Genomic DNA, 19,725 nt, shown 5'->3' with positions numbered 1-19,725 from the left:
AGCTAAACTTGGGTTTTTTAGACGGGCTAAATCTAAAACTTCTCTGATATATTATAAAAATATATTGGGGAAAACACATGAATATACATGTAGAAATAGACACACATTGGTGTCTAGAACAACTATTACAAGAAGGCCGTATCACTGAACGAGATAAGTTACTTGTACAAACCACAAATAGGCAAAAAGATCAGTTGAAATGGCATCCATTACAGTGGATTGCGCATTTTAATTTAAAAGACCAACATCATGTACAAGCACATTTAAGTTTAAACCGTCTGTGCCAATGGTTTGCAGATCGGGCGCAATTACCTTTATTTGTGATTGATCCTTTAAAGGCAGATGTGAGTGCTTTAACTCAAGTCATGTCGCAAGAGTTTGCGATCCGTAATCATATTTTAGCTGTAGAAGTCCATGCGGACCGAATTGTGATAGGAACAGACCAGCCTTTTCAAACAGACTGGCTAAATAATTTAGAGAAGAGTTTGGCACCCAAAAAAATTGAACGGGTATTTCTCAACCCCGAGCAATTACAACGTTATTTACGAGAATATTATCAAGTCAGCCGAGCAGTAAACTCAGCTCAAAAAGATGCGGCTCATGACCGTGATAACAAAGGTGTAGAAGCGCTTTTACAACTTGGCGATAGCCAAAACCCTGATGCCAATGATCAGCATATTGTGAAATTGGTAGACTGGATTTTGCAATTTGCATTTGAACAGAGCGCCAGTGACATTCACATGGAACCGCGTAAAGACAATGGCAAAGTTCGGTTCCGTATCGATGGTGTTTTACATACCATTTATAACATGCCTTCAAATACTCTGACCGCCGTGATTTCTCGGATTAAAATTTTAGGGCGGCTAAATGTAGCAGAAAAGCGTAAACCGCAAGATGGTCGATTAAAAACACGTACGCCGAAAGGACAAGAAACCGAACTACGTCTATCTACCTTACCAACAGCGTTTGGTGAAAAACTGGTTATGCGTATTTTTGATCCAGATGTGTTAGTACGTTCTTTTCAGCAATTGGGTTTTGACCAGTCTTTATTACAGCAATGGCAGCGTATTACGCAAAATAGTCACGGCATTATTTTGGTTACGGGGCCAACAGGTTCTGGTAAAACTACAACGTTATATTCTTCTTTAAAACAGCTTGCAACCGAGCAGGTCAATGTCTGTACCATTGAAGATCCGATTGAAATGCTAGAGCCTAGTTTTAACCAAATGCAGGTCAATCATGCAATTGAACTGGGCTTTGCAGATGGTGTGCGTGCGCTTATGCGACAAGACCCAGACATTATTATGATTGGGGAAATTCGTGACCAAGATACTGCGAATATGGCCATTCAGGCTGCACTCACAGGCCATTTAGTATTATCAACTTTACACACCAATGATGCGCCGTCTAGTTTGACCCGTTTACACGATTTAGGCGTACAACCATTTTTAACAGCCGCGACTATTTTAGGTGTATTAGCGCAGCGCTTAGTGCGTAAGCTTTGCCCGCACTGCAAACAACAAACTCATATTAATGAAGATGAATGGCAGCACCTAACATTTGACTACATTATGGAAATGCCAGAAAAAGTTTATCGGGCAGTAGGTTGTGAAGAGTGCCGGCATACGGGTTATAAAGGTCGAATCGGCATTTATGAGTTTATGCCAGTTAGTCTTGAGCTTAAGCATCTTATTAGCAGTCATGCGACATTAAATGAATTAAGAAGCCAAACTAAAAAAGAAAGTGTAGAGCCTTTAAGAATTGCAGGAGCTCGCAAAGTTATTGAAGGTTTGACCACCTTGGAAGAGGTATTGCGGGTTGTTCCATTAAATTAAATTTTTCTTAAGATTCACCTCATCTACCGATGATGTAATTGTTTTATTCCAAGGGTAAACCAAATAACAGAGGGTAATTTTATGAAAATGCTTAAAGTAATTTTGATGACTGCGGGTATGGCAACAGCGGGTGTGGTTGTAGCAAATACACCTGTGAATCAGGCAGCTATTGCTCCAGCGACAGTTACTACAGTGAAACAAGCTTTAGCATCAAAAGATAATACACCTGTAAAATTACATGGTCAGGTCGTAAAATCTTTAGGCGATGAAAAATATCAATTCCGCGATAAGAGCGGTAGCATTACAATTGATGTAGATGATGAGCTTTGGCAAGGACGTCCTGTTTCAGCCAATACAAATGTGACTTTAATTGGTGAAGTAGACATAGATTATAAGCCTTTAAAACGTGTAGAAATTGATGTAGATCAGGTCCAGTTCTAATAAATTAATTTCTACATTTATTCCTTTTAGCCGCATTTAAATCATGCGGCTTTGCTTTTTTTATAAAGACTTGGCAACATCCAATCAGGATATAACAGGAAAAACAGATGAGAATTTTGCTTGCAGAAGATGATCGCTCTCAAGCTGAAAGTATTCAATCATGGTTAGAATTAGACGGTTATCAAGTAGACTGGGTAGAACGTGGTGATTATGCCCTTACAGCAATTGAGCAGCATGATTATGACTGTATTTTGCTTGATCGGGGCTTACCCCAACTGACTGGTGAAAAAGTTTTAACAACCATCCGCCATAAACAAAAAAATGTTCCCGTGATTTTTATTACCGCACGTGACAGCATCCATGACCGAGTAGAAGGGCTTGATTTAGGTGCAAATGATTATTTGGTTAAACCATTTAGCCTAGAAGAATTATCGGCTCGCATCCGCGCTCAATTACGTAAACAAACTCTGAGTCAGCAATCGATTTTAACGTGGGGTGATTTGCAACTTGATACACAAGCGAAAGTTGTATTATGTGCTGGTAAGACTATCGATTTAACAGCAAAAGAATTTCAAATATTACGTAAACTTATGGTTCATCCTGAGCATATTATTACCCGTGATCAATTAGAAGAAGCACTTTATGCATGGGGCGAGGAAATCGAGAGTAACGCAATCGAAGTTTTTATTTATCAGCTTCGAAAGAAAATCGGAAGCAGCAGTATTAAAACCATACGGGGGCTCGGCTACCGTATGGGAGATTTAAAATGAAATCAAATCGGTCATCCTTGCAGTCACAACTGGTTAAAACCACCATGTGGAGCAGTATTGTGGTGGGGCTACTGGCATTAAGTTTACTCACCATATTTTCGATTTATCACAACATGTCAGTACAAGATGAAATCATGGATGAAATTTCAGATACCTTACTGGTTTCTGACCTTTCTAAACACTCGATGAAGCAGTTTGACGAGCTGAGTGATGAATTTGATATTCAATATGAGTTATTAGATACAGGTCAGGTGCTTACCCATTCTCATACCTATCAGCATGAACTTTTTGAAAAAGGTAACTTATCAGACGGTTTTTCATATTTTTGGTTTGATGGCCAGTTATGGCGTAGTCTGGCTGCACAACAAGAAGATTCAGAGCTACAAGTTGAAGTTTTTCAGCCCATTAGTACACGCATTGAAGAGGTATTAAAAGCACTTGCTGGATATAGTGGCCTTATGGTGCTGTTCTGGTTACTACAGTGGGTTATTGTAAGTTGGCGTACCGAGCAACAATTGGCTGCGCTGAATTTACTCTCTAAACGTATTGCTCAAAAAACTGCCTCAAACTTAGAGCCAATTCAAGAACCAGATGTTATTACAGAAATTCAGCCTGTGATTGATGCTTTAAATCAGCTACTTGCAAGGCTACAAAGGGCACTGGTTGCTGAACAGCGTTTTACTGCAGATGCTTCACATGAATTACGTTCACCTTTATCAGCCATACAAATGCGTCTTCAGGTGTTGCAACGGAAATATCAGCATATTCCAGAGCTTGATCATGATTTTGAGCGTATTCAAGAAGACGTTTCAAGAAGTACAAAAATACTGGAAAATTTATTGTTACTCGCTCGCTTGGAACCTAATGAAACAGAGCAATTAGAACTCTCTAAGAGTGTCGTTGATTTAAATCATGTATTAGCTAGAGTGATAGATACAGTAAATATTGATGCACAAGCCAAACACATGGTAATTGAGACAAACATTCTGTCAAATGAAACCAAAACATTTGCAAATGAAGAGCTCATGTTTATTGCTTTTAGAAATCTATTTGATAACGCTATTCGTTATAGTCCGGCTTTGGGTGCTATTCATGTTGAGCTAAGCCAGTACCAGCAAAAGCTGAAGATTTCTATAGAAGATACTGGGAATGGTGTGGATGATGAAGTCTTAAGGCGTTTAGGACAGCGTTTTTTTCGTGTATTAGGGACAAAGCAACAAGGCTCAGGGTTAGGGTTATCAATTACTAAAAAAATTATTCAACTCCATGGTGGGGAATTACATTTTATGCATGCAAGCCAAGGCGGCTTAAAAGTTGAAGTAATACTGCCTTTTAACCGTGAAATACAAAAATAGCATGGTTGCCCATGCTATCCATTTTTTGTTTTCCCACGAATATTATTGAAACGCGAGGATCGTTCTTATTTAGTTAAAATGAGACGGTTATTGCGAGTAAGGCGTAAACGATATTCCTCGCCAGCATGCATAATTCGAATTTCACGACCTAAGGCAAATAGGTTGTTAGAATGCAGCATTGGTAAGGCATGAGCTGAATCTGTATTGCGTGTAAATAAGCTAAAAGGTGCGTTCATTTGTTGTGCTCCGTGGTATATTCTTGAACGATTTAAATGATAATCATTATCGAATAGATCTGTCAATGAGATTTTAAAGATTTTATAAATTGATAAAATTTGCTTACACTTGTGAAAAATTTTAGTGAGTAGAAAAATGCCCAAACCGATTGTCGATGTCGCAATAGCTATCTTAATTCATCGTGGAAAAATATTAGTGGGATGGCGTGGTGAACAGCAGCATCAAGGTGGAAAGCATGAGTTTCCTGGTGGAAAGGTAGAGCAGGGTGAAACGCCTGAAGAAGCCTGCCGTCGTGAAATTTATGAAGAAGTCGGTATTGGTTTAAAAGATTGGCATCAATTTGATTATATTCACCATGAATATGATGACATTATTGTCAACCTTCATTTGTTTCATAGTTATGTACCTGATGAGTTATTAAATCTTATCCATCAGCCTTGGACATGGTACACACGTGAACAGCTACTTCACCTAAACTTCCCGAAAGCTAATAAAGACATTATTAAAAGATTATATTGGCCTCATTTTATTAAAATTAGCCATATACTTACATCTGTAGAGAATAGTGATGCTTTATTATATTGGCGTATAGAAGATGAATTTGGCCCGCGAGAAGTAGAACAATTAACGGCCTTAGATGAAGGGCAACGATCAAATTTAATTATAAATGTAGATATTTGGCAGCAATTGAGCTCCGAATTAAAAAAACAGATCAAGACTGTTCATTTAAAACAATCTCAGCTCATGAGTTTACATAAAGGTGACTTAGAGGTAGGAATACGTTTTATTGCTGCTTGTCACGATGCAGTTTCTTTACAACATGCTCAGCAAATTGGCTGTGATGCCGTTTTTGTTAGTCCTGTAAAAGTGACGGCTACTCATCCGGACGTTAGTGCATTAGGATGGGATCGTTTTGCTGATTTAATCGAGAAGTGCCAAATTCCCGTATTTGCTTTGGGAGGCATGAGTCCTGATGATTTAGCCACAGCACAACAACATGGTGCATATGGCTTGGCGGGTATTCGTAATTTTTAATAAGAAATAAAGCATTAAAAGCTAGAAAGCTTTCAATGCTTGTTGTGCTTCTTGAACAGTTTTTGGGTTATTGCGCTGTTGTCCAGCTTTTAAAATGACCAACCAAAGTTGTTTTTTCATGGCTTGACTCTGCGCAAAGCTTAAACCACGTCTTGCAAGAGACTCAGCGTTAGAATATTGCTGTTTATGATTTGCAGTTAATGCCAGAAATAAATAGGTCTCGGCTGCCTGTGGCGCTAAACGCTGTGCTTGAAGAGCGTAGCGCTCAGCCTCGGACCATTGTTGGTTTTTGTAAGCCTGCTCGGTTTTTTGCATTAAAGTTTTAAAAGCGGGTAACTGGCTTCCATCATCATTAAAGCGTTGCGGCTTTTTCTGCTGAGGAACAATCACTTGTAAACTTTTACGTTGAATTTCCGGATGATCATAAGGTGTAATTTTTACACCAGATGAGGACTCGGACTTCTTCTTTTCAGAAACAGGAGGTGTTTTCTCTTTTGGAGCTGAATGATCTGGTAAAGTTGTACAGCCGACCATAAGTACAGCACCAATATAAAAAACACCTTTCTTTAACATATCCTGTTTCCTGTTAACGCTTAGTTGTTATAACTACCACTTGAAATGATTCGTGTGTTATTCGACAGATCTTGTTCCATCTGGTTTTCACTTTCACGAATATAACTGTCGGTATTATCATCCTGAGGCTCAGGAATTGTGTTATCACTTTGTGGCGTATATGTTGGATCAACTTGATAATACGGTGCTCCACATGGCGTAGCACGATGTGGGACTGTATGCGCTAGCATTGGAATATACATGGCACCATCACAAGCCTGTGCCGATAAGTCACCCGATGCACGGTCAATCCATTGCCATTGTACAGAGTCTGGTTGACGTAAGTTTACTGGTGTCTGGCGTAATTGTTTCATCACATTAATCCATACTGGTAATGCACCAGATGAACCTGTTAAACCAGTTACTTTATTGTCATCTAAACCTAACCATACTACTGCAACATGATTACCTGAATAGCCAGCAAACCATGAGTCACGTGTATCGTTAGTCGTACCTGATTTACCCGCTAATTTTAAAGCTGGAGATAAGCTGTTATAGGCTGCACGTCCTGTACCTGATGACATGACCTGTTGTAAACCATAGTTCATGATATAACCGACAGATGGATCAATGGTTTGTTGTACGTTTAGACCATAACGATCAAGTAAACGTCCATTTGCATCTACAACAGAACGAATCGCACGAGTCGGATATTTGAAACCGCCTGTAGCAAAGTTTTCATAAATACCCAGTACTTCCATTGGTGACATATTGACTGCACCAAGGAAAATAGAAGGGTAGGCCGGGATTGTCGATTCAACACCAAATTTTCTTAAATTGTTGGTAAATGTAGATAACCCGAACTCTTGACCTAAGCGCACAGCAGAAAGGTTATAAGAATTTGCTAAGGCTTCACTTAAACTCACAATTCCATGACCACCGCCGCTATAGTTCTTCGGTGTCCAACTTTTACCGCCGTCTACTGGAACACTAATTGGAGCGTCTTCAATCTGGCTTGCCCAGTTATAACGTCCAGATTCAATTGCGCTCAAATAAATGACAGGTTTCAATAAAGAACCGACTTGGCGTTTTGCATCTAAGGCACGGTTAAAACCAGTAAAGTCTTGCGTTGACCCGACAGCTGCAATTAATTCGCCATTTTCAGGATGGGCAATCAGTACAGCCCCTTGCAGGTTTTTCAAGCGAGCAGGGTTGCTATTAGCTAAGCGCTCTACAGAAGCTTTAAAGGCGTTTTGAACTTGTGTTTGAGCAATTGGGTCCAAGGTCGTAAAAATACGTAATCCTTGATTGGTTAAATCACTTTCCTGATATTCGGTACGTAATTGACGACGCACAATATCTAAAAAGTCAGGGAATTTTGCTGGACCTAGGCTTGGTTTGCTTAGAACATTTAAAGGACGCGCAATTTCAGTTTCATACTCTGCTTGAGTTAAATACCCCATGACACGCATGTTATTTAATACTGTATCGCGGCGATTTTTTGCCCCTTCAGGGTTTTTCCAAGGGTTATATAAAGATGGACCTTGAACCAAACCGACTAAATAAGCTTGTTGTGCAACATTAAGCTCACGTAGTGGTAAACCGAAATAAAACTGAGAGGCCAATCCATAACCATTGATTGAATAGTTACCGTTTTGACCTAAATTCACTTCATTTAAATATGCTTCTAAAATTTCATCTTTGCTGTAATGCAACTCAATAAGTAAAGCCATTAATGCTTCATTAACTTTACGTTTAAGTGTGCGTTCAGGGGTTAGATAGAAGTTTTTGACTAACTGTTGGGTGAGGGTCGAACCACCTTGGCGACGTCCTCCAGTTACATTACTTACCAAAGCACGTGCTGTACCACGAATCGAAATACCGTGGTGATGATAAAAGTTACGGTCTTCTGTAGAAATTAAAGCTTCAATAAGTGGTTTAGGAACACTATTAAGCTTAATCAAAACGCGGTCTTCATTATGTTGAGGATAAATGCCCCCAATTAATAAAGGTTCTAAACGGGCAACCCCAGTTGAGGAAGGTTTAGTACTGCGAACTTCTACAACTTGGTCGTTTGCAAAACTCAGTTCTAAAACCTGTTCAGGCTCTACGCTGTCGCCATAGTCAAAACCACGTGTATGGACATACATGTTGCTGCCTTGAGCAACATAGGTTCCAGACTTGTCATAATTACTTGAAGTTTTGTAACCTAGTAATTTTAATTCTTGGGTGAAATTTGCTTGAGTAATTGGCGCATTATTATAAATTTCCAAAGGTCGAGCAAACACCTTGGCCGGAATGTCCCAGCGCTGGCCTTCAAATTTTTCACGTATAATATTATCTAAACGAATCAGATAGATACTAAGAGCAATAAAAGCACCAATCACCAAAATGGAAAAAATTAGCGCGAAGAAACCGATACCACGTTCAAACTTCATATAAATGAGATAAAACCCTAAACAATGCGTTAATGATGCGATAGCTTGTCATCAATTTGCAATGATAAAACTGTGAATAAATGGAAAACTTAGATTGAATTTTACAGTATCTTGTTGTTATGTTTTTTTAAATTAATCTGGTTAATGTTATGATAGCGTAGAATCGCAGCGGAGCTTACTCATTCGTGCAAATTTCACATAAGTCCTTCAGAAACGTCGGGTTAATTGGTCGACCAGATAAATCATCAGTTGTAGAAACACTATGTTTAATTCATGACCATTTGCTAAGTTTAGGCCTAAACCCCATTTTTGATCAGGAAACTGCCGAATTAGTGCCCTATGATCATGCGCAAGTCGTTAGTCGTCACTTATTAGGTGAAGTCGCTGATCTGGTGATTGTTGTAGGTGGTGACGGTTCATTGCTTCATGCAGCCAGAGCTTTAGTGCGCTACAATACGCCTGTGATCGGGATTAACCGTGGACGTTTAGGTTTTTTAACCGATATTAAGCCTTCGGAAGCTATTTTTAAGCTTGATCAGGTTTTACAAGGTCATTTCCAGCTTGATCGCCGTTTCTTGCTTGAAATGGAAGTACGTACCAATGGTGAAGTCATTTATGATGCAATTGCTTTAAATGATGTCGTACTACACTCTGGTAAGTCGGTACATATGATCGATTTTGAACTCAATATCGATGGGCAATATGTTTATCGCCAGCATAGTGATGGTTTAATTGTTTCGACACCAACCGGTTCAACTGCTTATGCTTTATCAGGTGGTGGTCCAATTTTACATCCAAGTATGGATGCTATTGCATTAGTTCCTATGCATCCCCATACATTATCTTCACGTCCGATCGTAGTTGGTGGGCAAAGTGAAATTAAAATCGTCATTCGCGAAAATCGGGTATTACCGATGGTAAGTGCAGATGGACAACATAGTGTCTCTCTCAATGTCGGTGATAGTTTGCACATCCGCAAACACCCATTTAAATTAAGTTTATTACACCCACCTGGTTATGATTTCTATATGGCTTGTCGTACCAAATTGGGTTGGAACCAAGATTTTGAATCTTTTCAAAGAGATGAATCATGAATATTGAACAAATGCTATCTGTTTTAAACCCTGAGATTGTAGAGCGTTTAAAAACAGCAGTAGAAATTGGTAAATGGCCAAATGGTGTTGCTTTAACGAAAGAACAGCGTGAAACATGTATGCAAGCTGTTATTGCTTGGGAGTTAAAGAACTTACCAGAAGAACAGCGTAGTGGTTATATTGACCGTGGTACTAAAGAAGAGGGTGAGGTTTGTGAAGATGATCATCACAAGCATGAGCCTGAATTTAAACCGATTCGTTTTGTTTAAAACTTAATAAGACAGAAAAATTATTTTTGGTTATTCCATACAGCCTTATATAGCATGTTTTTCATAAGTTATAGCATATAGGCTTTTATTACTTTTGAAGGATCAAAAGTAACCAAAAATTCTCTGTATCACTGACGATACTTCCTGTATCGCAGTGATACGGTCGACATCCATGTCGACCTTCACGATAGCATTTGTTAACTACGAATTAAGATTGCTTAAATTTCGTGTTTCCCATAATACTTTTGCTTTTTGCATCGCTTCCTCGAAATTAGAAACTACGCCCATGGTATATAACGCAATACCCATGGTTTCTGTTACGGCCATTTCCCCATATTCGTGATGCTGTTGACCAAGCCAGACAGCTTTAAAGGTTGCTAAGTCTAACTCTTCTTCAATTGGGCTACGTTCAGGCGTAAGCTTTGGCAACTCATGCTCATAGAGTTCACCATTTTTAATTCCGCAAATCAGCGTTTTCGCGTCTGGGTTTCGTTCAAATTCGCCGCCTTCGCCCTTAATAACTGCGCTATTTTGATAGCCTAAGCGAAGTGCACTATGCTGATGGGAAGTTCTGTAAGCAGGATGGAATATGGCTTGTAAGGTGGCTTTAGCGTTAAAAGGATTAATTAAACGGGCTAAAGTATGAATAGGTGAACGCAATCCCATGACATTTCTTAGAGAAATCAGTTCGCTTAAAACTGGTGAAATTACTTCTAAGGGTAGGTAAGCGAAATTTTGTTCTGCCAATTGGGTGCGAACTTCTTGTTCAGAATGACAAATTTTATAATCTAAATATTCCAAAACTTGTTCGGTATAAACCCGGTTTATGGTATGCCCGGAAGCGCCATGCATTACGATTTTATAACCGTGATGAGCAAGGGTAAGAGCCGCTAATAAAAACCAAGGATAATGTTTACGTTTACCAGCATAAGATGACCAATCTAAGTCAACTTCTAAAGGTGCAAAATGAAGCTGGTCTTTTGTGGCTTGTACAAAACCTGCAAGTTCATCAATCGATTCTTCTTTAACACGTAGCAGCATTAAAAAAGCACCCAACTGAACGTCAAGAACTTCGCCTTTTAAAATCATAGTAAAAGCCTGATAGGCTTCTTCATAACTCAGTGAGCGAGATCCAGTTTTCCCCTTACCTAAAATACGGACATATTGAGCAAAGGGATGTTCAGCATCTTTATAGATATTACGTTTAGTATTCATGGCAATTCAAAACAGTAAAAATAAGGGGAGTAGGCAGCTCAAAATGAAATGTCTACAAGGACTTATCAATATGACATAAAAAACTGATGAAAAAATATCAAAAGTGTTTCTCATACTAAAGTCTTAAGGCTGCATGAGTATTTTTTGTGCGTATTAGCCAAAATTTTAATCGAATCGTTATTTAATTCGAGTAAACTTCATGTGCTTTTTTGAGCACTCATATCATAATTTTCTGTGATTCTCCTATATCTTCAGCTTTTTATTGAAAAAGTAAGAGGTTATTTCTAGCTACTCAAAGTAGTTAGAAACTTCAGGTATTCTCCTGTTTTAGAAAACAGTTTTTTGTTTTCATTGAGGTAGTAGGAAGGTTTTTGTTTCTAAAAAACCGTTTCCCTTTTGCGGTGTTCATGTGAAAGGTTAGGGCTGTGTATTCGTAAAGAATAGACGTTTCATTTTGATATTTCCAACGGACTTGGAAATATAGATTGAAGTAAAGTTATGGCTAAAAAACCGATTTATAAATCACTTTATTTTCAAGTGATTATTGCGATTATTGCGGGTGTTTTGGTAGGGCATTTCTCACCAAGTACAACGCAAATTGTTAATGGTGTTGAACAACATATTCCAGGTTTAGGTGAGCAACTCAAGCCATTAGGTGATGCTTTTATTCGTTTGATTAAAATGATCATCGCACCTGTTATTTTCTGTACAGTAGTAAGTGGTATTGCTGGTATGGAAAGCATGAAGTCAGTTGGTAAAACTGGCGGTGTTGCGTTGTTATACTTCGAGATCGTTTCAACAATCGCGCTTCTGATTGGCCTTGTGGTGATTAACATTGCAAAGCCAGGCGTAGGAATGAATGTTGATCCTGCAACTCTGGACACTTCAGGTATCCAAAAATACGTCACTTCTGGTGAGTCACAATCTACCATTGATTTCTTAATGCACATCATCCCGGATACGGTGGTTGGTGCATTTGCAAATGGTGAAATCTTACAGGTCCTTCTTTTTGCAATCCTATTTGGTTTTGCGCTCCATAAGTTAGGTGATGCAGGACGCCCAGTTTTAAAGTTAATTGATCAAATTGCACACGTATTCTTTAACATTGTGAATATGATTATGAAGCTTGCGCCAATTGGTGCATTTGGGGCAATGGCGTTTACTATCGGTAAATATGGTGTAGGTTCACTGGTACAGTTAGGCCAGCTTATTATCTGCTTCTATATTACGTGTTTACTCTTTATTTTCTTAATTTTGGGTACAATCAGCCGCATTAGTGGATTCAGTATTCTGAAAATGATTCGCCTGATTCGTGAAGAACTATTAATTGTACTGGGTACATCTTCTTCTGAGTCGGTCTTACCACGCATGCTCCGTAAACTTGAAATTGCAGGTTGTGAAAAGTCGGTTGTTGGTTTAGTTATTCCAACAGGTTATTCATTTAACCTTGATGGTACGTCAATCTATTTGACTATGGCTGCAATCTTTATTGCTCAGGCAACGAATACACAGCTTGATATTCAACATCAGATTACTTTGTTGTTGGTACTCCTAATCTCATCTAAAGGTGCAGCGGGTGTAACAGGCTCTGGCTTTATTGTTATGGCAGCAACTTTATCTGCAGTAGGACATATTCCGGTAGCTGGTTTGGCATTGATTTTAGGTATTGACCGCTTCATGTCAGAAGCACGTGCTTTAACCAATCTTGTTGGTAACTCTTTGGCAACGATTGTAGTTGCAAAATGGGTGGGTGCTTTAGATAAAGATAAGCTCAATGATGCTTTAAACAACCCAGATGAAGTTGACAGAAAAATGTTGGCTCCAAAAAATCCTCAGGTTGCAGAAGGTTTAGATTAATTCAGATCTACCTATATAAAAAAGGAAGCTTTGGCTTCCTTTTTTATTGGCTGACTGAAAAGTACAGTTTAAATGAGCAGCTAAGCCATGACAGTTGTGTAAAAAATGATTAGCATGCACAGCAATGAGATTCGATAAAACAATAAAGCCGAAGGAAAATATTATGTTGGCATATGATGCAGATTTAGAATTATTCCGTGATAATTTTAAACGTTTTATGAATGAGCATATTGCTCCACATTATGATCAATGGGAACGTGAAGGAATTATGCCGCGTTCAGTTTGGTCTCAACTGGGCGAAAATGGCTTTTTATGTGTGGATGTCCCAGAAGAATATGGTGGTTATGGCGTCCCGACGTATTATTCATTAATGTTAGTTGAAGAATCGGCTCGTGCTGGATTTTGCGCATTATCAACCGCTATTTCTTGTCACTCTGAGATTGCAGCGCCTTATATTTTACATATTGGGACCGAAGAACAAAAACAATACTGGTTACCGAAAATGGTAACAGGTGAAGTAGTCGGAGCAATTGGTATGACAGAACCGGGTGCCGGTTCGGACTTACAGTCAATGCGTACCAGTGCCATTTTGCAAGATGACCATTATTTGCTAAATGGTTCTAAAACGTTTATTTCAAATGGACAACATGCTGACCTTGTAGTGCTTGCAGTAAAAACCGATCCTCAAGCGCGTGCGAAAGGTGTATCTTTATTATTGGTGGATACTCACCTAGAAGGTTTCAAAAAAGGAACTAACCTCGACAAAATCGGATTGCATTCTCAAGACACATCTGAGCTATTTTTTGACAATGTTAAGGTTCCTAAAAACCAGTTACTCGGACAAGCTGGACAAGGTTTTGCTTATTTAATGCAAGAATTACCGCGCGAACGTACGGCTATCGCATCGACAGCGGTCGGCGCTATTCGTGGTGCAATTGATTTGGCAACCGCTTATGTAAAAGAACGTCATGCATTTGGTCAACCTATTTCACAGTTCCAAAATACTCGTTTTGTTTTAGCACAAGCAAAAATTGATGAGCTTGCGACAACAGCTTTCTATGAGCGAAATGTTGCTTTATATCAAGAAGGTAAACTTGATGTTGAGACGGCGGCAGCACTGAAAAGTTTTAGTACAGATATGCAAATGAAGGTGGCGGATAACCTATTACAACTATTTGGTGGTTATGGTTATATGACTGAATATCCAATTTCACGCTTCTTTGTAGATGCCCGTATTCAACGTATTTACGGCGGTACAAATGAAATTATGAAAGAAATCGTAGCACGTGGATTAATCGGCAAAGCTTAATAATAGTTTCAAAAACAGCCTACCTTTGAGTAGGCTTTTTTTTATTATTTAGCTGTTTTCTGCGATGGTTCATCGAATAAAGATTTACAGCTTTCTAGATTTTGGCATGAAGCAAACATAAGCACTTTAGGTAAGCTCGCATACAAATTGGTGATATGCTGTTCAGCAGGATTATTGAAATGCCAATAAGTAAATTGGTCTGAACGTTTATTTTCTAAGACTTTAAAGAAATCGTCTTTATTAATTCTTTGATTAAACTGGGTATGTGGCCCACCTTGTTCATGTGTACCGACTGTCGTCATCAGCATTGGGAACACGGTTTGCTTTTGACTTTGCCATTGTTCTAATTCTCGAAATAACATGCCTTGATCAAACCAGAGAGAAGGACTTGCAGCAAAGTAACGCTGGAATGCAGTAGGTTTTTGAAAAAAATGATAAAGCACAAACAACCCTCCAAAAGAATGCCCATAGAGACTTTGCTGTTGGCTATTAATTGGAAATTGTTTAGCGATTTCAGGCTTAAGCTCATTATTTAAAAAAGCAATAAACTGGTCAGCACCACCATATTTATATTTACCTTGTGCTTGAAACTCGGCAGAAGGTTTTGGGGTGTAATCATAAGCGCGTTTTTGCACATCAAAGGTTTTTTGCTGAGGATAGCCCACAGCTACAATAATGAGCGGATCTAAACCTAATTTTGCAGAGCCTGATCCAATCGACTGGGCAATATTCATTGCGCTTGGAAATGTTGCATTACCATCTAATATATAAAGTACCGGATAACCATGTTGGGGTGGGGCAACAGGTGGTTTATAAATTTGAATAAGGTATTCATGTCCAGTATTTTTAGATTTGATTTGGAACTGGGCCTGATTGTTGTGAAAATCGATTTTTGATTGATTTTTTACAGGGGCTTGAGCCAAAACGGAACTACTTATTAAAGAGCCTAGAAAGAAATTACAAGATAAAAAGAAAAAAGATTTAAGCATAATAAAGTTAAGAAAATGTTATAAGTCAAATAATAAATGAAAATCATTATCAAATAAAGTGATCTTATACAAAGGTTCGAGCCGGATTAATGAAAAAAGCCCATACACCCATATTGCCTAACAAATCAAAGCCGACTATTGTTATACTCTCGTTTAAAAGATGATTTTGCTGAGGCTGCCTTCCAATGATCAACGATGATCAAAACAAAACGACTTCTCTTAGTTTAGAACAAATTCGCGAAGATATTGATAGCGTAGATCAACAGATTCAAGAGTTATTAAATCGCCGCGCAAGCCTTGCTGAAGCTGTTGCGAAAGCTAAATTTGCTTCTGAAGAGAATCCTTTGTTTTATCGTCCTGAACGTGAAGCACAAGTTTTACGTAAAGTTATGGAGCGCAATCAAGGGCCTTTATCTGACGTAACTATGGCCCGTTTGTTCCGTGAAATTATGTCTGCTTGCCTTGCTTTAGAAGCTCCGCAAAGTATTGCATTTTTAGGCCCAGAAGGTACTTTTACTCAATCTGCCGTACTTAAACATTTTGGTAAAGATGCGGTTGTTCGTCCGCTACCAACTATTGATGAAGTATTCCGTGAAGTAGAAGCGGGTAGTGCGCATTATGGTGTAGTTCCGGTTGAAAACTCATCTGAAGGTATCGTAAATCATACTTTAGATTGTTTTAAAACTTCGAATTTAAATGTGATTGGTGAAGTTGAATTGCGTATTCATCATCAATTCCTTGTTTCTGAAAATACACGTAAAGACAGTATTAAGCAGATTTATGCGCATCAGCAAACTTTGGCTCAATGTCGTCAGTGGTTAGACGCACATTATCCGGGTGTTGAGCGTGTTGCCTTAAACTCAAATGCAGAAGCTGCACGCCGTATTCGCAATGAATGGCATTCAGCAGCGATTGCGTCCGATATTGCAGCAGGTATGTATAACCTTGAAATCTTGCATAGCAATATTGAAGATAATCCGGAAAATACCACTCGCTTCTTAGTGATTGGCCGTGAAAAAATTCCACAAAGTGGCAATGACAAAACTTCATTATTAATTTCAGCGCATGACCGTGCAGGCGCTTTATTAGAAATTTTAGCGCCGTTTGCAAAACATAATATTAGCTTAACGAGCATTGAGACCCGTCCAGCATTACCTGAAAAATGGGCATATGTATTCTTTATTGACTTAGAAGGTCATATCGATCAGGAAAATGTGGCTGCGGCAATCAATGAGATTCGTCCAATGGTAAAAGAGCTTCGTATTTTAGGTTCTTATCCTGCTGCCGTTCTTTAATCACTCATGTTGGAATAATGACATGTATCAAGATGGGCATGTCATTATGCTTAAAAAACAAATTGCTCAAAGGTTTAAATAACGTTGAGCAAAAGCAAAGTTGAAGTTATGTCACAACCCCTATTTAAAAAAGTTGCATTTATTGGTTTAGGACTCATTGGGTCGAGTTTGGCTCGCGTTATTGTTGCCGAAAAGTTGGCGACAACTATTGTGGCATCTACACGTTCACAGAAAACTTTAGAAGATGCAAAATCACTTGGCTTAATACAAGAAGGGTTTTCCGATCCTGTAGAAGCTGTGAAAGGGGCGGATTTAGTTGTTTTAGCCTTGCCAGTGCGTGCCACTCAAAAAGTGCTTGAGCAAATTAAACCTTATTTGTCTGAAACCACAATTGTAACTGACGTGGGAAGTACAAAAGGTAATGTCGTAGATGCAGCAAAAGCTGTATTTGGTGAAGATTTACCAGCAGGGTTTGTTCCCGGGCATCCGATTGCGGGAAGTGAACACACGGGTGTCCACGCAGGTAAGGTCGATCTCTTTGCAAATCACAAAGTCATTTTGACGCCATTACCAACCAGTGCAGAATGGGCAGTTGAGAAACTGATTCAACTTTGGTCAGCTGCTAAAGCTGAAGTCATTTGTATGGATGTTGCCAAACATGATGAGGTTTTGGCGCATACCAGTCATTTACCGCACTTAATGGCATTTAATCTGGTCGAGCAACTTGCAAACCGTGAAGATAACCTTGATATTTTCCGTTATGCAGCGGGTGGTTTTCGTGACTTTTCACGAATTGCTGCCAGTGATCCTCAAATGTGGCATGACATTTTCTTTGCCAATAAAACAGCCATATTAAATGCTGTAGATGGCTTCGAGAAACAACTTACCGTACTTAGAAAATTGATTGAAAACGAAGATTCTCATGCATTAATGGGTTTACTCGGCCATGCTCAGGCAGCACGTCAGCATTTCAATCATATGTTAGCCAAAAAACCTTTAATGGAGAAAAATAAGGTGACACAGCAATTCAGTATCTTACCGGGAAATAAGGCTTTTAAAGGTAAATTTACCGTACCGGGTGACAAATCTGTGTCACATCGCTCCATTATGTTTGGTGCTATTGCAGAAGGCACGACTCATGTAACTGGCTTCCTTGAAGGTGAAGATGCTTTAGCAACTTTACAAGCTTTCCGTGATATGGGTGTAAGCATTGAAGGCCCTAAAAATGGTGAAGTGACCATTCATGGCGTGGGTATGCATGGCTTAAAAGCACCAGCGAGTGCCTTATATATGGGTAACTCTGGAACAAGCATGCGTTTGCTTTCAGGTATGCTTTCTGCACAAAAGTTTGATTCTGTTATGACAGGTGATGCTTCGCTCTCTAAACGTCCAATGGAGCGTATTGCTAAGCCATTACGTTTAATGGGTGCGCAAATCCAAACAACAGGTGAGAAAGGTACACCACCTGTAAGCATTACTGGTGGTCAGCAATTAAAAGGTATTCAATACGATTTACCTATGGCATCTGCTCAGGTGAAGTCGGGTATTTTACTAGCTGGTTTATGGGCTGAAGGTGAAACTTCGGTAACTGAGCCGGAACCAACACGTGATCATACAGAGCGTATGCTTCGTGCATTTGGCTATGATGTTAAAACTGAAGGCAATAAAATTTCCCTTGTGGGCGGCGGTAAGTTAGTGGGTACTAATATTCAAGTACCATCTGATATTTCATCTGCTGCTTTCTTCATGGTGGGTGCTGCAATTACTGAAGGTGCAGACGTTGTTCTGGAAGCGGTAGGTATTAATCCAACACGTACTGGCGTAATTGAAATTTTAAAACAGATGGGTGCTGACCTGACTGTTGAAAATGAGCGGATCGCTGGTGGAGAGCCTATTGCTGATATTCATATTAAAGGTTCACGCACGCTTAAAGGCATTCATATGCCTGAAGACCAAGTACCTTTAGCAATTGATGAATTCCCAGCCTTATTTATTGCAGCGGCTTGTGCCGAAGGCCAAACAGTATTAACAGGTGCAGCAGAGCTTCGCGTGAAAGAATCTGACCGTATTCAAGTTATGGCAGATGGTTTAAAAATCATGGGCATTGATTGTACACCTACTGAAGATGGCATCATTATCGAAGGTAAAGGCAAATCTGGTGATTGGTCACCAATCTTTGCTGGTGGTGAAATTGAATCACACCATGACCACCGTATTGCTATGAGTTTTAGTATGGCAGGTCTTCGTACTTCTGGTCCGATTACAATTCATGGTACTGAAACTGTTGCCACAAGTTTCCCAACTTTTACTGAATTGGCGAATCGTGCAGGCTTAACAATTGAAGTTAGCCAATAACTTTTTACCTAACACATTTTATAATTGCTAACACAATAGCAACGGCAGCAGCGAGCTAAAGGCTTGGCTGCTGTTTGTTTATTGCTTATGCTAAGTGCAGATAATGATAAAAGTGTTAGGACAAAGGATGAAAAAATTACAATTTATTGCCAGTTGCCCACAACATGGGGTGCTTGATCATCCACCAAATGAATGCCATATCACTCAAGAATATGTAGCGGCTTTACTGTTTAAACAACTGGGGAATTATGGTTTTGATGCACAGCATATTGTGCATGAACATGAAAAAGTGGAAGTAAGTATTGATAATCACCTTTTACCATTGTCTATTACTTGCCAGCAAACCGACCATGATGGGCATTTAATGTGTGAAATCTCTGCCAATCCTGATGAAGAACAAGACTGGTTTGAGAAAATCGAAACACAAAGTATTATTCGTCAGCTTGCACAGGCTGTTGAAAATAGCTTGAAAGCCGATCATAGCTTTTCAGCATTTGAGTGGAAAAGCTAAACATATTATTGTTAAGACTTATTTGTGAAGTACGGCTTTTTAGAAAAGTCGTACAATTTCTTTAAATTAAATATAAAAATACAAAATCTTTCCCGAAATCGCTACCTATCTTTAATGCTTTGTGTATATTGAAATTATTAAGATATTTACATAATTAGAGTGTAGTTT

17 protein-coding genes are annotated in these 19,725 nt (G+C 39.0%); 12 read left to right on the top strand and 5 right to left on the bottom strand.

Going from position 1 to position 19,725, the window contains the following annotated elements:
* Nucleotides 1–77 precede the first annotated feature (77 nt).
* The 4 genes from C1642_RS03130 (at nucleotide 78) to C1642_RS03115 (ending at nucleotide 4,401) form a co-directional block, all read left to right on the top strand.
* Nucleotides 78–1,835 (top strand): GspE/PulE family protein, encoded by a 1,758-nt coding sequence (locus tag C1642_RS03130; protein ID WP_001020905.1) that lies wholly within the window; start codon nucleotides 78–80, stop codon nucleotides 1,833–1,835.
* A gap of 81 nt (nucleotides 1,836–1,916) precedes the next feature.
* Nucleotides 1,917–2,276, top strand: a complete 360-nt coding sequence (locus C1642_RS03125) for a NirD/YgiW/YdeI family stress tolerance protein (protein ID WP_000783090.1) — start codon at nucleotides 1,917–1,919, stop codon at nucleotides 2,274–2,276.
* A gap of 107 nt (nucleotides 2,277–2,383) precedes the next feature.
* Nucleotides 2,384–3,046 (top strand): response regulator transcription factor, encoded by a 663-nt coding sequence (locus tag C1642_RS03120; protein WP_001221454.1) that lies wholly within the window; start codon nucleotides 2,384–2,386, stop codon nucleotides 3,044–3,046.
* On the top strand, nucleotides 3,043–4,401 hold the full coding sequence (locus tag C1642_RS03115) for a sensor histidine kinase (RefSeq protein WP_098728359.1): 1,359 nt from the start codon (nucleotides 3,043–3,045) through the stop codon (nucleotides 4,399–4,401). The genes C1642_RS03120 and C1642_RS03115 overlap by 4 nt, the downstream gene beginning before the upstream one ends.
* A 65-nt stretch (nucleotides 4,402–4,466) precedes the next feature.
* On the opposite strand, the gene hemP is transcribed toward C1642_RS03115, so the two are convergent.
* The gene (hemP, locus tag C1642_RS03110) at nucleotides 4,467–4,637 is read right to left on the bottom strand and encodes a hemin uptake protein HemP (protein ID WP_000993415.1); all 171 of its coding nucleotides are present in this window, start codon (nucleotides 4,635–4,637) and stop codon (nucleotides 4,467–4,469) included.
* A 136-nt stretch (nucleotides 4,638–4,773) separates the two neighbouring features.
* On the opposite strand from hemP, the gene C1642_RS03105 reads away from it, so the two are divergent.
* Nucleotides 4,774–5,673 carry an NUDIX domain-containing protein gene (locus C1642_RS03105; RefSeq protein ID WP_103235892.1) on the top strand — a complete coding sequence of 300 codons (900 nt, stop codon included), beginning with the start codon at nucleotides 4,774–4,776 and terminating at the stop codon, nucleotides 5,671–5,673.
* A 21-nt stretch (nucleotides 5,674–5,694) separates the two neighbouring features.
* Here the strand turns inward: C1642_RS03105 and C1642_RS03100 are convergent, their stop codons facing one another.
* On the bottom strand, nucleotides 5,695–6,246 hold the full coding sequence (locus C1642_RS03100) for a tetratricopeptide repeat protein (protein WP_000913439.1): 552 nt from the start codon (nucleotides 6,244–6,246) through the stop codon (nucleotides 5,695–5,697).
* A 20-nt stretch (nucleotides 6,247–6,266) separates the two neighbouring features.
* Nucleotides 6,267–8,663 (bottom strand): penicillin-binding protein 1B, encoded by a 2,397-nt coding sequence (gene mrcB, locus C1642_RS03095; protein ID WP_000667412.1) that lies wholly within the window; start codon nucleotides 8,661–8,663, stop codon nucleotides 6,267–6,269.
* Nucleotides 8,664–8,848: 185 nt separating this feature from the next.
* Between mrcB and C1642_RS03090 the strand changes: the two genes are divergently transcribed.
* Both C1642_RS03090 and C1642_RS03085 read left to right on the top strand, forming a co-directional pair.
* Nucleotides 8,849–9,757 carry an NAD(+) kinase gene (locus C1642_RS03090; protein WP_001167242.1) on the top strand — a complete coding sequence of 303 codons (909 nt, stop codon included), beginning with the start codon at nucleotides 8,849–8,851 and terminating at the stop codon, nucleotides 9,755–9,757.
* A complete protein-coding gene (locus tag C1642_RS03085) occupies nucleotides 9,754–10,026 on the top strand; it encodes a YeaC family protein (RefSeq protein WP_001019667.1) in 273 nt (90 codons plus the stop codon). The genes C1642_RS03090 and C1642_RS03085 overlap by 4 nt, the downstream gene beginning before the upstream one ends.
* A gap of 201 nt (nucleotides 10,027–10,227) precedes the next feature.
* Here the strand turns inward: C1642_RS03085 and C1642_RS03080 are convergent, their stop codons facing one another.
* On the bottom strand, nucleotides 10,228–11,241 hold the full coding sequence (locus C1642_RS03080; protein ID WP_001093417.1) for a glycosyl transferase family protein: 1,014 nt from the start codon (nucleotides 11,239–11,241) through the stop codon (nucleotides 10,228–10,230).
* Nucleotides 11,242–11,739: 498 nt separating this feature from the next.
* Here C1642_RS03080 and C1642_RS03070 point away from each other — a divergent pair, with 498 nt between their 5' ends.
* Complete coding sequence (locus tag C1642_RS03070) at nucleotides 11,740–13,098, top strand: dicarboxylate/amino acid:cation symporter (RefSeq protein WP_001085436.1); 1,359 nt, start codon at nucleotides 11,740–11,742, stop codon at nucleotides 13,096–13,098.
* Between the two features lie 163 nt (nucleotides 13,099–13,261).
* On the top strand, nucleotides 13,262–14,407 hold the full coding sequence (locus tag C1642_RS03065) for an acyl-CoA dehydrogenase family protein (protein WP_000881868.1): 1,146 nt from the start codon (nucleotides 13,262–13,264) through the stop codon (nucleotides 14,405–14,407).
* A 44-nt stretch (nucleotides 14,408–14,451) separates the two neighbouring features.
* Here C1642_RS03065 and C1642_RS03060 read toward each other — a convergent pair whose 3' ends face one another.
* Nucleotides 14,452–15,396, bottom strand: a complete 945-nt coding sequence (locus C1642_RS03060) for an alpha/beta hydrolase (protein WP_171304686.1) — start codon at nucleotides 15,394–15,396, stop codon at nucleotides 14,452–14,454.
* Between the two features lie 185 nt (nucleotides 15,397–15,581).
* Here C1642_RS03060 and pheA point away from each other — a divergent pair, with 185 nt between their 5' ends.
* The 3 genes from pheA (at nucleotide 15,582) to C1642_RS03045 (ending at nucleotide 19,557) form a co-directional block, all read left to right on the top strand.
* Nucleotides 15,582–16,691 carry a prephenate dehydratase gene (gene pheA / locus C1642_RS03055; protein ID WP_000606364.1) on the top strand — a complete coding sequence of 370 codons (1,110 nt, stop codon included), beginning with the start codon at nucleotides 15,582–15,584 and terminating at the stop codon, nucleotides 16,689–16,691.
* Between the two features lie 108 nt (nucleotides 16,692–16,799).
* Entirely contained in the window at nucleotides 16,800–19,046 is a 2,247-nt protein-coding gene (locus C1642_RS03050) for a bifunctional prephenate dehydrogenase/3-phosphoshikimate 1-carboxyvinyltransferase (protein WP_000082052.1), read from the top strand.
* A gap of 127 nt (nucleotides 19,047–19,173) precedes the next feature.
* Entirely contained in the window at nucleotides 19,174–19,557 is a 384-nt protein-coding gene (locus C1642_RS03045; protein WP_000735997.1) for a hypothetical protein, read from the top strand.
* Nucleotides 19,558–19,725 lie beyond the last annotated feature (168 nt).

Source organism: Acinetobacter sp. AKBS16, from assembly GCF_002899995.1.
Classification (GTDB): domain Bacteria; phylum Pseudomonadota; class Gammaproteobacteria; order Pseudomonadales; family Moraxellaceae; genus Acinetobacter; species Acinetobacter baumannii.
The sequence above is the reverse complement of the archived record's forward strand: the minus strand, read 5'-3'. Positions and strand labels throughout refer to the sequence as shown.

What these genes read in the sequence shown, in the direction of transcription:
- C1642_RS03130 (WP_001020905.1), top strand. Translation starts at nt 78, where the DNA reads ATGAATATACATGTAGAAATAGACACACATTGGTGTCTAGAACAACTA.
- C1642_RS03125 (WP_000783090.1), top strand. Translation starts at nt 1,917, where the DNA reads ATGAAAATGCTTAAAGTAATTTTGATGACTGCGGGTATGGCAACAGCG.
- C1642_RS03120 (WP_001221454.1), top strand. Translation starts at nt 2,384, where the DNA reads ATGAGAATTTTGCTTGCAGAAGATGATCGCTCTCAAGCTGAAAGTATT.
- C1642_RS03115 (WP_098728359.1), top strand. Translation starts at nt 3,043, where the DNA reads ATGAAATCAAATCGGTCATCCTTGCAGTCACAACTGGTTAAAACCACC.
- hemP (WP_000993415.1), bottom strand. Translation starts at nt 4,637, where the DNA reads ATGAACGCACCTTTTAGCTTATTTACACGCAATACAGATTCAGCTCAT.
- C1642_RS03105 (WP_103235892.1), top strand. Translation starts at nt 4,774, where the DNA reads ATGCCCAAACCGATTGTCGATGTCGCAATAGCTATCTTAATTCATCGT.
- C1642_RS03100 (WP_000913439.1), bottom strand. Translation starts at nt 6,246, where the DNA reads ATGTTAAAGAAAGGTGTTTTTTATATTGGTGCTGTACTTATGGTCGGC.
- mrcB (WP_000667412.1), bottom strand. Translation starts at nt 8,663, where the DNA reads ATGAAGTTTGAACGTGGTATCGGTTTCTTCGCGCTAATTTTTTCCATT.
- C1642_RS03085 (WP_001019667.1), top strand. Translation starts at nt 9,754, where the DNA reads ATGAATATTGAACAAATGCTATCTGTTTTAAACCCTGAGATTGTAGAG.
- C1642_RS03080 (WP_001093417.1), bottom strand. Translation starts at nt 11,241, where the DNA reads ATGAATACTAAACGTAATATCTATAAAGATGCTGAACATCCCTTTGCT.
- C1642_RS03070 (WP_001085436.1), top strand. Translation starts at nt 11,740, where the DNA reads ATGGCTAAAAAACCGATTTATAAATCACTTTATTTTCAAGTGATTATT.
- C1642_RS03065 (WP_000881868.1), top strand. Translation starts at nt 13,262, where the DNA reads ATGTTGGCATATGATGCAGATTTAGAATTATTCCGTGATAATTTTAAA.
- C1642_RS03060 (WP_171304686.1), bottom strand. Translation starts at nt 15,396, where the DNA reads ATGCTTAAATCTTTTTTCTTTTTATCTTGTAATTTCTTTCTAGGCTCT.
- pheA (WP_000606364.1), top strand. Translation starts at nt 15,582, where the DNA reads ATGATCAACGATGATCAAAACAAAACGACTTCTCTTAGTTTAGAACAA.
- C1642_RS03050 (WP_000082052.1), top strand. Translation starts at nt 16,800, where the DNA reads ATGTCACAACCCCTATTTAAAAAAGTTGCATTTATTGGTTTAGGACTC.
- C1642_RS03045 (WP_000735997.1), top strand. Translation starts at nt 19,174, where the DNA reads ATGAAAAAATTACAATTTATTGCCAGTTGCCCACAACATGGGGTGCTT.